At 49.3% G+C, this 12986-nt stretch carries 10 protein-coding genes; 3 read left to right on the plus strand and 7 right to left on the minus strand.

Features of this window, described 5'->3' with window-relative positions:
* The 7 genes from ACQY6Q_RS02720 to ACQY6Q_RS02750 all read right to left on the minus strand — a co-directional run.
* Positions 1-1067, minus strand: a 1067-nt coding sequence (locus ACQY6Q_RS02720) for a UvrD-helicase domain-containing protein (RefSeq protein ID WP_427977575.1), incomplete at its 3' end; no start/stop codon positions are given.
* Positions 1060-4404: an exodeoxyribonuclease V subunit gamma gene (gene recC / locus ACQY6Q_RS02725; RefSeq protein ID WP_427977577.1), complete on the minus strand. Its 3345-nt coding sequence runs from the start codon at positions 4402-4404 to the stop codon at positions 1060-1062. The genes ACQY6Q_RS02720 and recC, both read right to left, overlap by 8 nt.
* 118 nt (positions 4405-4522) lie before the next feature.
* Positions 4523-4921: a hypothetical protein gene (locus ACQY6Q_RS02730; RefSeq protein WP_427977580.1), complete on the minus strand. Its 399-nt coding sequence runs from the start codon at positions 4919-4921 to the stop codon at positions 4523-4525.
* A gap of 437 nt (positions 4922-5358) precedes the next feature.
* Positions 5359-6873, minus strand: a complete 1515-nt coding sequence (locus ACQY6Q_RS02735) for a YifB family Mg chelatase-like AAA ATPase (protein WP_427977582.1) — start codon at positions 6871-6873, stop codon at positions 5359-5361.
* Positions 6874-6954: 81 nt separating this feature from the next.
* Positions 6955-7368 (minus strand): CBS domain-containing protein, encoded by a 414-nt coding sequence (locus ACQY6Q_RS02740; protein ID WP_055733040.1) that lies wholly within the window; start codon positions 7366-7368, stop codon positions 6955-6957.
* A 125-nt stretch (positions 7369-7493) separates the two neighbouring features.
* On the minus strand, positions 7494-8060 hold the full coding sequence (locus ACQY6Q_RS02745; protein WP_055733041.1) for a maltose acetyltransferase domain-containing protein: 567 nt from the start codon (positions 8058-8060) through the stop codon (positions 7494-7496).
* A gap of 47 nt (positions 8061-8107) precedes the next feature.
* Positions 8108-8545 carry a DUF192 domain-containing protein gene (locus ACQY6Q_RS02750; protein WP_427977585.1) on the minus strand — a complete coding sequence of 146 codons (438 nt, stop codon included), beginning with the start codon at positions 8543-8545 and terminating at the stop codon, positions 8108-8110.
* Positions 8546-9048: 503 nt separating this feature from the next.
* Between ACQY6Q_RS02750 and ilvG the strand changes: the two genes are divergently transcribed.
* From ilvG to ilvD, 3 genes are read left to right on the plus strand one after another with little or no spacing between them, the layout of a single operon-like run.
* Positions 9049-10707 (plus strand): acetolactate synthase 2 catalytic subunit, encoded by a 1659-nt coding sequence (gene ilvG / locus ACQY6Q_RS02755; RefSeq protein WP_427977587.1) that lies wholly within the window; start codon positions 9049-9051, stop codon positions 10705-10707.
* Positions 10707-10979 carry an acetolactate synthase 2 small subunit gene (gene ilvM / locus ACQY6Q_RS02760; protein WP_427977590.1) on the plus strand — a complete coding sequence of 91 codons (273 nt, stop codon included), beginning with the start codon at positions 10707-10709 and terminating at the stop codon, positions 10977-10979. The genes ilvG and ilvM overlap by 1 nt, the downstream gene beginning before the upstream one ends.
* A gap of 36 nt (positions 10980-11015) precedes the next feature.
* Positions 11016-12863 carry a dihydroxy-acid dehydratase gene (gene ilvD, locus ACQY6Q_RS02765; protein ID WP_427977593.1) on the plus strand — a complete coding sequence of 616 codons (1848 nt, stop codon included), beginning with the start codon at positions 11016-11018 and terminating at the stop codon, positions 12861-12863.
* Positions 12864-12986: the final 123 nt, after the last annotated feature.

The following is a 12986-nucleotide window of genomic DNA, read 5'->3' on the forward strand; positions in this document are numbered from 1 at the left end:
AATTGGGCGAAACGCTCTCGGATCTGCGGCAAGAGCTGAGCCAACAACAAGCTTTTAATGTTTTGCTGGCCGTCCAACAACTGCTCAATCGCGTCAAAAGCGGCATGCTGCGGCGGCTGCGCCTTGGCTTTAACCCCATTAGCTAAATTCTCTGGAGCGAATTTTTGCAGGGCCTCAAGTAAGTCCTTAGCCAAATAATCGCTGTCGGTAGAGCTGTTGGCAAACTGGTCGATCAAGCCCAACCACTTAGCCACCGAAGCCTTACGAAACTTATTGCCGTTTAAGGGTGCCTGAGCAATTAACTCGGCGACATCGCTAGAGGCTGCTCGCCAACACTGTTTAAACTCGTCAATGCGGGCGATTTGCTGAGCAAAAAAGCTTTCTAGATCGGTTTCGCTTGGCACGCCTTGTAAATCGAAGTCACTTTGATTAAGCAAAGCACTCAACTCTTGATGCAAGAGCTGAGGGCTGGTCCAGCATTGCACCACGCGGCTAATCAAGGGCACCGACAAAGGATAAAAACGTTGCCGCCAGCAGTCTTGCACCGCCTGTAAGCGCAAATGGATTTCGTTGCTCAAAAACTCCATTTCAAAGGCTTGGCCGCTTTCAAAGGCGTGCTGTTTTAGCATGCGCTGGCAAAAACCATGAATGGTGAATACCGCCGCCTGATCCATATTTTGCTCAGCTAGCAATAAGCGCTGGGCAGCCAGTGAGTGATCGCTCACCTCAACAAGTAACTGAGCGATAAACTCATCGTCGCTTTGGCCGCGTAAAAAAGCCACCCGCGCCTGATGAATACGCTGACGAATGCGTCCGCGCAGCTCCTGCGTCGCCGCCTCGGTAAAGGTCACCACTAAGATCTGTTCGATGCTCAGAGGCTGCAACAGCCCTGCCACCGCAAAACCTTGCTCAAACTGGCGCTGATGGCCCAGCAGCAAACGTAATACCAAGGCACTAATGGTATAGGTTTTGCCGGTTCCGGCGCTGGCCTCGATGAGTCTTGCACCATTAAGCGGAAACGCTAAGGGTTCCAGTTGCTCCACTTGGCTTTGAGTTAACTCAGTCATCGCTATAGGCCTCCAAGTGTGCCAACATCGGTTCTAGCAAGACCTTGGCGGCTTGCTCAAACTCCGGCCAAGTGTTTTCTAAATCACTAAGCTGAGCCTGAATATAGGGGTCATCACCTTCAGCTCTGGCATGAGGGCTGCCAGCAAACTGTAAACGTGCGGCGCGGCGCGCCTTAGCTAGATTCGCCTCATCAAAGCTAATTTCGCCGGTCTTTTTGTCTTTGCATTGGCTAATCCATTGCCAAGCGCTCTCTACTGGTAATAACAGCGGCTGTTGGGCCGCTTGTTGCATATACGCCAACCAATCACTCAAGCAAGCTTGCGCATCTGTAGCAGCCATAGGTGGCCATTGCCAAGCCTCTTTCAGGCCCAATAAATAGGAGCGAGAGCTGGCCCCGGTGGCATGCAACAGCAAGTGCCATAACCAACTGGCCAGTAGGTCTTGACCACGCAAGCGCCCCGGTCGATAACTGACTAAACCCGCTGCATAACGATGCTTCAGCCAAGCCGACAAACGACAGTCTAAGCGTTGCTGCTCATGGACATACTGTAACTGGCAATTCAGCGCCTGCGCCTCCATCGCTCCACTGGCCAACAGTGGCTGCAACTGCTGGGCTAAACCACTGATTTCTTGCCACTGCTGCTCAAACCATACTTGGCCAAAGCCGCCGTGGGGCAAGGCGCCCGCAGCATGTAAATGCTCAAACTGCTGCTGTTTATCGGCCTCGGCCAATTGCTGTTGCAGTAAGTACTGTTTCATCGCGTAGCCCGACAAACCTTCTACTAAAAAAGGTTCGGTCTCTTCGAGTTGCTCACTCAAGCGCGGAAAGTTCACTTTAAGCCGCCGCTGGTAGAAATACGCAATGGGCGAGCGACTAAAGGCTAGCAATTCCTCCATGCTCAACTCAGTTAAATCACTTTGTTGCTCTAGGCTTTGGCGAACGTCGGGCACAAGCGCACTCTGCTGCTGCGCTAATACCGCAGGCAACCAGCGCTGAGCATAACTAAATAGCGCCTCATTAGGCTGATAATACAAAGGAGAGAAGGGTTGCAAGGGATGCTGATGACTTAGGTGGGCTAACAAACGCTGACCGGAGCTGTCCACATCAAGCAACTCGTCACCAGCTAATACACAACTTTGCGCAATGTAATCACACAGTTCGGCCAATAATACCGAAGGCGTTTGCTCGCTATTATCCTTGGCGCTATGAGCAATATAAGACAGATACAGGCGTTGCTGCGCCGCCAATAAGGCTTCTAAAAACAAATAACGATCATCATCACGGCGGCTTCTATCACCGCGCTTAGCCGGATTTTGCGCCATTAAATCAAAACCCATACTGGGCACACTACGCGGATAGTCGCTGTCGTTCATGCCTAATAAACATACCACCTTAAAGGGAATGGCGCGCATCGGTAGCAGCGTACAAAAGTTAATTTGTCCGGCTAAGAAGCGCTGGCTGCCTCGCTGGGCGTTGAGTTGCATAGAGCAGTAATCAAGCACTAATTCGGGCTCTATATCGTCAACAAAACCGCTGTTACTTGACTGTTCCTGCAGCTCTTCAAACAGCGTTAACAAGCGCAGGTGTTCGGCTTCATCCTCACTGGAAAACTGATACATGTTGTCCAATAGGCTCTGCAGATTCAAGCGCCACTGTGCAGCACTAGCAGGCTGCAAAATATCTTGCTCTAGCTGTAACAATTGCTCGATAAAATCCGCCAGCTTACCCACCGCCAAGGCCATTTGCCCCTGCACTTCGTCGTAGGCCAGCACGCCTTGATACAAACCTTGCTGGCTAGACATAGCGTAACCCAGCAACATTCGTTTTAAGCCAAATAACCAAGAATGCGTTTCTTCATCGGGAGCTAGCCAGCGGCTACGGTCGGCCCCATCAAGGCCCCAACGCACACCCGCTTCTTTAACCCATTGGCGTAACACTTTCAGCTCAGCATCACTTAGCTCAAAGCGGCGCATAATCGCCGGCACCTCTAACAGGGCTAAAATTTCTGCCGCCGATTTACGTTTTTGCGGCAAGGCCAAAAGCTCAAGAAAACTCAACAGCACTGGATTCTCTTGGGTCACCGAGCGATCGGAAATGGCAAAGGGTAAGTAGGTTTCTGCGCTAGCACTGCCAAACACCGCCTGAATCATCGGCCCATAACGATTTACGTCAGGCACCATCACAATCACATCACGCGGGCTTAAACTGCTGTCTTGCTCAAACATGGCCAACAGTTGGTCGTGCAATATTTCTAATTCTCGCCGTGGGCTATGACACAAGTGCAGCTGCACACTTTGGTCTGCAGGGTCAATGACCCGCTTGTGTTCACTCGAATCGTAACGCTGGTAATCAATCGGGTCGCGCAACTCTAAGATGTCATCTTGAATCAAGCCCAACAGCCTTGAAGGCTTATCATCGGCATCGCAATTGGAAACAAAAACGTCGGTTTCTTGCTTATTCAGCGGCTGCAGCATTTCAATATAGTCACGGCCCAGTTTACCCATGGAGGCTAACAGCGGATTGCCCACTTGGTGTAATTCTGCCTGCTGGCTAAGCAAGGTGGTCACATCACGCAGGTCGCCCCAGTAATGCTTGGAGGGGTTGGTTAAGAATAAATACACATCGCAATGCTTAGCCATGGCATCCAAGGCTTGTAAATACGCCGGTGGTAGCGCCGAAATGCCAAAGACGAAAATGTGCTCAGGCAGCCCTTCCGGCGCTTGCTTAGCTAGCGCCAATTGTTCAATAAAGTCGATGTATAAATTGCCCCGGTGATAGGCCGAGTCCATGGTGCTAACCGTATCATCAACCAAATCTCGCCATAATATGGGTTGCCACGGTTGGCTAGCACTCACCTCGCTAAGGTCATCACCGGCTTCCCAAGCGCTGGTCCAGTCGCTGCGATAAACTAAGTATTGGTCGTAAATGTCGGCAATTTTTTGGGCTAACTGCCATAACTTGCGGCTTTCAATTGCTTGCTGCTCACCCTGTAAATAATCTTGTAAGCCTTTAAATTCCGCTTGCTGCAAACGCTGCGGTAATAAGCGCATTAAACGCCAAGTCATCGCTTGTTTATTAAAGGGACTCTGCTCGGGCACATCCTGCAGCACCAAGTGAAACATTTGCCAGATGAAACTGGCCGGTAACGGAAAACTCACATTGGCCACAATGCCCTGCTGTTCGGCAAGTTGCAGTTTTAGCCACTGGGCCATGCCGGGGCTTTGTACCAGAACCTGTTGTTCAACAAAGGGATCGGCGGGAGCTTGCAAAGCCATAACCCGACTCAGCAAGACTTGCAGATTATCGAGATGGTTACTTTGATATAAATATAACAAGAAGGCTGTTCCTTACACCTGAGCAGCCTAGTATTGTGCCAGAAAAAACCGCTTTAAAAAGTGTTGCTTATGGGTTTTAAGCTGGCCACTAGCAATTTTTTCTGGCTAAGATGAAAGTTTATTGGAAAATAATTCGACGCAACGCCGAGTAATCAAAACTGGTGTAACCGCCATAGCCATTGCGCGCCACAAACATGCCAGCCCCCTCTTCTCGACTTGGCAGCTTAAACTTGGCTCCACTATGGGTCACCGCAACGTATTCAGTAGAAACATAATAATATTTATTGTCGGCTTGAATAAAAGCCAGCTCGCTCAGCGGCATAAATAAGGGCTTACCTTCGCTATCGAGGGCAACGATGCGCTCTTGTAAGCTACCATCGGAATTTTGAATTTGCAGGTCGCTTAATTGCATCCATTGTGAATCCGGCCCAGATTGAAACCAAATTCTTACCTCCTTAGCGTTAGCATTGCTTGCTGCCAACAATAGAGAAATGCCTATCATCATCCATTTCATCATCGTTCTTTCCTTCCTGTTTTGGTTAACCCAATCCATTACAGAAATGGGCTAACGTCGCTCTTTAAGTAGCAGCGTCATAGAGCATTTACACTAGCGTTTTTGTTAGCGAAACCCCTGACAGCCATGTCTCTGGCCTTACTGCTTAATTGTTATTGTTATCGCTCTAGCGAGCATTAATTTGCGCCGTACCTAATTTGTCTAATTAGCATACCGTTTTTAGGGCTTGCATTGTATTGCAAAAACAGCAGCTTATGAAAACGTTATCGTTGTAAATATTGTATGTATCTGTCAATAAATTGAACATGACTAGCTATACAATTATTGCGCCATTTTGTTGTATTTGATTGTTTACAATAAAACTTTGCGTTTCAAACTCAGTTCTCAGCATTTTTCGTCCTGTAATAAAACGCTAAAAATCAAACTAGAGAGCAAAGAAACTAATGGCTAATTCGCTTCATTAGACGGTCCATTGCTCGGTAACTCAAAGCCTCCACTAACTCGGCACGTTGAATATGGGGAAGCAGCTTTAAATCGGCAATGGTTCTGGCCAAGCGCCAGACTCGATGATAAGCCCGCGCAGACAGGCCCAAGTGATGGATGGAGTTTTCCAAAAACTCACTGTCCGCCGCGCTGAGTGGCGCAAACTGATGCAGCTCCTTACCGCTTAGCTGGCTATTCAGCTTGCCGCTGCGCTGCACTTGCAACTGACGCGCCGCCGTCACACGCTGGCGGATCAACTGGCTCGACTCTCCCTGACTATGTTGGCTTAAACTGCCCTTGGGTAATTCGGCAACCTCCACACTAAGGTCGAAGCGATCTAAGAAGGGGCCTGACAGTTTCCCTAGATATTTTAAAATTTGATCTGGATTACTGCGTAACTGCGAGCCTTGATAATAACCACAAGGAGAAGGATTCATCGCCGCCACCAACTGGAATCGAGCGGGGAATTTAAGCTGCATCGCCGCCCGCGAAATATGTACCTCGCCCGACTCTAAGGGCTGGCGCAAGGCATCTAAGCTAGTACGCGCAAATTCGGGAAGCTCATCTAAAAACAACACCCCATGATGAGCCAGACTGATCTCTCCCGGCTTGGGCGAAGAGCCGCCTCCCACCAAGGCCACCATGGATGCACTATGGTGAGGGCTACGAAATGGCGGAACATGCCATTGTTCCAATTCGCGTTGTTGGCTACTCACCGAGTTAATCGCCGCCACCTCAATGGCTTGTTGCTCACTTAAGGCCGGTAAAATACCCGGCAAACGGCTCGCTAACATGGTTTTGCCGGTGCCCGGAGGCCCCAGCATCAATAAATTATGCGCCCCTGCTGCGGCTAACTCTAAAGCCCGCTTAGCTAGATGCTGGCCCTGTACATCGGCCATATCCAGCAACGCCTCCGGCTGCTGATAATCAAAGGCTTGAGGCTCAAGCAGTTCAAACTGAGTTTGACCATTTAAACTAGCGGTTAATTGCTGCAGGCTGGCACAGGCATGTACTTTAACGTCAGGAACTCGCACTGCCGCTTGGGCGTCTTGCTCACTGGTGACCAAGGTGAAACCGAGGCGGCTGATAGAAAGCGCGGTAGCAATCGCCCCACTTACTGGGCGCAGCGCCCCCGATAAGGCTAGCTCTCCGCAAAATGCGGTTTCAGCTAAACAAGCCAGTGGCAGGTCGCCGGCTGCCGCTAAAATCCCCACCGCAATCGGCAAGTCAAAGCGGCCGCCACTTTTGGGTAGATCGGCGGGTGCAAGATTGACGGTAATACGCTTGGCAGGAAAAGAAAAACCACTATTAATAATGGCGCTGCGTACCCGGTCTTTGGCTTCTTTGACCGAGGTTTCGGGCAGGCCAACAATATTAAAAGCGGGCAAACCGTTGGCAAGGTGCACTTCTACTGTCACCCTCAAGGCTTCCATGCCCACTAGGGTACAGGTATTTACAATGGCTAAACCCATAAGCGCCTCAATAGTTAATGACACTTCTGATAATAGTCAATTATTTGACAAAAGCATCACTAAATATCTCAGCAGCTTGATTTACTTCAAGTTAAAACACTGTTGTTGCTGTTGATACAGGGCCGCTAATACCGATTTACGCTCGATTAGCCCCACTAACTTACCGTTCTCCACTACCGGATAGCTTTTCGGTTTGTTATCCGACATTTTCTTTGCCAAGTCGAACACGTTTTCATCGGGTCCTACGGTTAGCACCTGTTGACGCATTAGATCTTTTACCAAGGCGCTTTGATCACAGTAATAACCTGACTGTAGAAGCTGACTAACACAATCCAACTCCGACAACCAACCTATCAACTTACCTTGGGCATCTACCACGGGAGCACCCAATTGATGAGACTGGCTCAATGCAACACTGGCTTCGTTGATGCTCTGTTGCTCGGTTAGTTTTAAAAACTGCTTACTCATATAATGGCGAACATTGAGTTGTTGCATACGACCTCCTTCAAGGACTATTAAGCTTACCATTCCAGACTACGCCCACCAGCGCGGATGTAAAAGCGCTTATATCTATTGGATTGATAGGCGCGCTTCAGCCCGCCAAACTACCAGATGCCAGACTAAGCGCTTTCCTCGTCTTCTGGCACATCGCGCACATACTGGGCGGGGACGCCCGCCACTACCGTATTAGCCGCTACATCCTTTACTACTACCGCTCCGGCCGCTACTACCGCATTATCGCCAATGGTCACACCGGGCAAAATTTTCGCCCCCATACCAATCCATACTCGGTCGCCAATGCTAACTGGTAAGGCGCGCTCTAAGCCATCGGTACGCTGTTTGGCGTTTAAGGGGTGGGTGGCAGTGGAGATATGTACCGCAGGGGCGAACATCACATCATCACCAATGGTCACAGGTGCTCCGTCTAAAATCACACAACCATGATTAGCATAGAAGTTTTTACCGGTAGTAATGTTATAGCCGTAATCGCAGAAGAAACTCGGTTCTATCCAAGGATCTAAGCTGTTGGGTAACAACTCGGCTAGTACCTCGGCTCGGAGATCTTCCTCAGGATGGAGCAGGTTTAACTCATAACATAAGGACTTGGCTTGATTTCGCTCTTCAACTAACTCGCCGTCGAAAGCCAAATATAAATCTCCAGCTAACATTTTTTCTTTCTCAGTCATGGCGGCCTCTCTGGGTATATGACTCAAATTTTGGTACTGGCTTAAAACTATTCTAGCGGCTTTAGTCGAATCGTATCTCCAACCTTGATAGCATTTCTTGCAAACCACCCCGCGTGCATCTCCCAGGCATGCAAGGTTTTGTGGTGGGCCCGAATAATAGTCTCATCATTGGCTTGTAAGCGGCGGACCTCGCGAATCACCCCACTGGGGCTAACAAAAGCAATATCTAAGTCTAAGGGGGTGTTTTTCATCCACATTGTTACTTTACTCGCAGATGAAAACCTAAATAACATGCCACAGTTTTCACACAGCTGTTGGCGGTACATTAGGCCTCTGCTGCGCTGTTTGGCAGTATGCGCGTATTCCAGCACATAACCTTGCTGATTAACCTCCACCGCCACCTTAGAAAAATTCACCGCCGCATTTAAAGCCAAAGGTATCAGCAGCAAAACACTGAACAAGAATCGCCAATTTGAACACTTCATCCTTAGCATGGCTCTCCCTATCTAAGCCCTAAACCAAAGCCAACACCAACTAGCAAAATAACCGCCTAGGCCCACAAAAGCCCTAACAAAATTGCGATAAAGCAAAAATAAAAGAAAAAATGCGCTTTTTTACTAATAAATAAAATCCTGCAAATGCAGTAGATATCACCAAATAAAAACAGCTCACAGTAGACAACTCTAACAAACAACCAAAAAACAACACCAAAAACCAATAACTGTACAAAATACCAACAAATAGCAGAGCTTTCACAAGGTTTTGATGACTTGAATCACATTTTCTACTGTGATACTTGTTAGCCATTGCTTTAGGAAAGAATTAATCATGTCTGTTTCAGTTGCTCTACTTATTAGCGTCGTCCTTGTGGTGATTATCTTATCACCTCGCGGGGATGGCTTGTTGTAACTGAAACCAGCAAACAACAAAAAAGCCCCCGCGCTGCAAAGCTCGGGGGCTTTTTGTTAACGGCAGAAAGGAACTAACGATGAATGGTGCTCAACAAATTGTCGCGACACTAAAACAACAGGGCGTAGAACAAGTTTTTGGTTACCCCGGCGGTGCAATTATGCCGCTCTACGATGCGCTCTATGATGGTGGAGTTAAACATATGCTAACTCGCCATGAACAAGGTGCTGCTATGGCTGCCGTAGGTTATGCACGCGCTGGCGCCAACCAAGGGATTAAGGTGGGTGTTTGTATCGCCACTTCAGGACCAGGAGCCACCAACCTCGTCACCGGTTTGGCCGAAGCCCAACTCGACTCGATTCCCCTCATCGCCATCACCGGTCAAGTCGCGCAATCAGTCATCGGTACTGATGCCTTTCAAGAAGTTGACGTATTAGGTATGTCTTTATCGGTGACCAAACACAGCTTCATGGTCACCGATGTAAAGGAGCTAAAACGCACCATTGAGCAGGCCTTTGAGATTGCCACCTCTGGCCGTCCTGGCCCAGTGTTGATAGATGTTCCTAAAGATGTGCAACTGGCCGAAATAAGCGAAAACCTCGCTTATGTTCCCAACCTTAAAGCGGCAAATACCCCCGACCCCATTTTAATTGCCGAAGCCAAACAACTGATCGCCAATGCCAAACAACCCACTGTTTATGTGGGCGGGGGCGTCGGCATGGCCAATGCGGTTGAAGAATTACGCGACTTTTTAGACTACAGCCAAATTCCTAGTGTTTGCACCCTAAAAGGTATAGGCGCTATCACCGAGCAACAGCCCTACTTCTTAGGCATGTTGGGCATGCACGGCACCAAAGCCGCCAACTTAAGCATTCAAGAAACCGATTTGCTGCTCGTAGTGGGCGCTCGCTTTGATGACCGCGTCACCGGTAAACTTGAAGCCTTTGCCCCCGATGCCAAAGTAATTCACCTAGATGCCGATGCCAGTGAGTTCGGCAAACGCCGCGCCGCCGATGTCGCCATCGACAGTGACTTAAAACAAGTCTTACCGCTATTAAAATGCAGCACCAACATCGCCCCATGGCAAGCCGCGGTGGCCCAGCGCAAGCAAGACTTCGCTTGGCGCTACGACCATCCCGGCGAGCACATTTTTGCCCCGGCCATGCTCAACCAGCTTAGCCAAATGATCGACAACAATACCGTAATTGCTTGTGATGTAGGCCAACATCAAATGTGGGTAGCTCAGCACATGCAGTTTGACGGACCACATAACCATTTATCTAGTGCCGGCTTAGGTACCATGGGCTTTGGCCTTCCTGCGGCGATTGGCGCGCAGTTTGCTCGCCCTAATGACACCGTAATAGCAGTATCTGGCGATGGCTCTTTCATGATGAATGTGCAAGAGCTTACCACCATTAAACGTGCTAAATTGCCAGTTAAAATCTTACTGGTAGATAACAACCGACTCGGCATGGTGAGACAATGGCAAAATCTCTTCTTCGATGGGCGTTTTAGCGAAACCATCCTCGACGATAATCCAGATTTTGTCACCATGGCTTCCGCCTTTGATATTCCAGGCGAAACCATTAGTAATAAAATAGATGTTCACGCTGCTCTGCAACGGATGCTCGACAGCGATGGCCCTTACCTACTGCATGTATTAATTGATGCTGAAGAAAATGTGTGGCCACTAGTGCCACCGGGAGTGGCCAATGACAAAATGATGGAGGACTGCTAATGCAACATTCAATGACCCTAACTACGCGCAATCAGGCCGATGTATTAGAACGTATATTACGAGTGACACGTCACCGTGGTTTTTTAGTACAATCTATGCAAATTGAGCAGTTCGGCAGTCCCGAGTTTAAGGGCTATACCATTGAGCTTAAGGTGCAAAGCCAGCGTCCCATTGCCCATCTCACCAGCCAATTGGTGAAACTGTTCGATGTTGAGCAAGTCAGTTTAAAACAATTACAAGCAGTGGCGACCCCCGACGTCGCCCTTGCCTAAACAATTAGCAAATACAGATTAATGGAGTAAACCGCAATGCCTAAACTGCGAAGTGCCACCACCACCGAAGGCCGTAACATGGCTGGAGCGCGCGCCCTATGGCGAGCAACAGGAACCAAAGAAGAAGATTTCGGCAAACCAATTATTGCCGTTGTGAACTCATTCACCCAGTTTGTACCGGGCCACGTTCACCTAAAAGATCTTGGTCAGTTGGTAGCAGGCGCCATTGAAGAAGCAGGCGGCGTTGCTAAAGAATTTAATACCATCGCGGTTGATGACGGCATTGCCATGGGCCACGGCGGTATGCTGTACAGCCTACCTTCGCGTGATTTAATCGCCGACTCAGTGGAATACATGGTGAACGCGCACTGTGCTGACGCCATGGTGTGTATTTCTAACTGTGACAAAATCACTCCGGGAATGTTAATGGCTTCAATGCGCCTCAATATTCCGGTAATTTTCGTCTCTGGTGGGCCCATGGAAGCCGGTAAAACCAAGCTCAGCGACCAATTGATTAAACTCGATTTGGTTGATGCCATGGTAATGGGCGCCGATAAAAATGTCACCGATGAAGACAGCGATAAAGTTGAACGCAGCGCCTGTCCAACCTGTGGTTCTTGCTCTGGCATGTTTACCGCTAACTCGATGAACTGTTTAACCGAAGCGCTTGGCCTTGCCCAACCGGGTAATGGCTCAATGCTAGCGACCCACGCCGACCGTAAACAACTGTTCTTAAATGCCGGCAAACGCATTGTTGACCTATGTAATCGCTACTACCAGCAAGACGATGCCAGCGTATTGCCACGCTCTATCGCGACTCAGCAATCCTTTGAAAACGCCATGACCCTAGACATTGCCATGGGCGGTTCAACCAATACCGTATTACACCTATTAGCGGCAGCCCAAGAGGCTGGCGTTGATTACAACATGGATCACATGGACGCACTGTCACGTAAAGTGCCGCAGCTATGTAAAGTAGCGCCTTCAACCAATAAATATCACATGGAAGACGTACACCGCGCCGGTGGCATCATGGGCATATTAGGTGAACTAGACCGCGCAGGTTTACTCAACCGTAATGAACCTAATGTAATGGGTGAAACCCTAGCCGATACGCTAGCCAAGTGGGATATCATGCAAACCCAAGATCCCGCGGTGAAAGAATTTTATCGTGCTGGCCCTGCGGGCATTCGCACCACCCAAGCTTTCAGCCAAGATTGTCGTTGGGATGAACTAGACGACGACCGCGCCGAAGGTTGTATTCGCAGCATCGACAATGCCTTTAGCTTAGAAGGTGGTTTAGCGGTACTAAAAGGTAACTTGGCCAAAGACGGCTGTATTGTTAAAACCGCCGGAGTGGATGATGACAACTTGGTATTTAAAGGTCCTGCGCGTATTTTTGAGAGCCAAGACGACGCGGTAAGCGGCATTCTTAACGGCACGGTACAAGCGGGTGAAGTGGTGCTAATCCGCTACGAAGGCCCGAAAGGCGGCCCTGGCATGCAAGAGATGCTTTACCCCACCTCTTACCTGAAATCCATGGGCCTAGGTAAGAAATGTGCCTTGATCACCGACGGTCGTTTCTCCGGTGGTACCTCCGGCTTATCCATCGGCCATATCTCACCAGAAGCGGCCAGTGGTGGTGTAGTAGGTTTGGTTGAACCCGGCGACATCATCGATATTAATATCCCACAACGCAGCATTGTGCTGGAAGTGAGTGATGAAGAGCTCGCCAAGCGCCGCGCCGCCATGGAAGCCAAGGGCAGCGATGCTTGGACGCCAATTGGCCGCGAGCGTGAAGTAAGCACCTCGTTAAAAATGTATGCCCACTTCGCCACCAGCGCCGACAAAGGTGCAGTACGCGACAAGAGCAAACTCGATTAACTCGGTCGTAGTTTGCTTAGCCCGGTTCGCCGGGCTTGTTTTTTGTAATACCCGCGAGTATCCGGCAACGACTAAACTAGTTGCCTAGCGAAGCAAGTGGCGTAACATAGCCCAGCAGCGCCA

The organism is Agarivorans sp. (genome assembly GCF_050295395.1).
Classification (GTDB): domain Bacteria; phylum Pseudomonadota; class Gammaproteobacteria; order Enterobacterales; family Celerinatantimonadaceae; genus Agarivorans.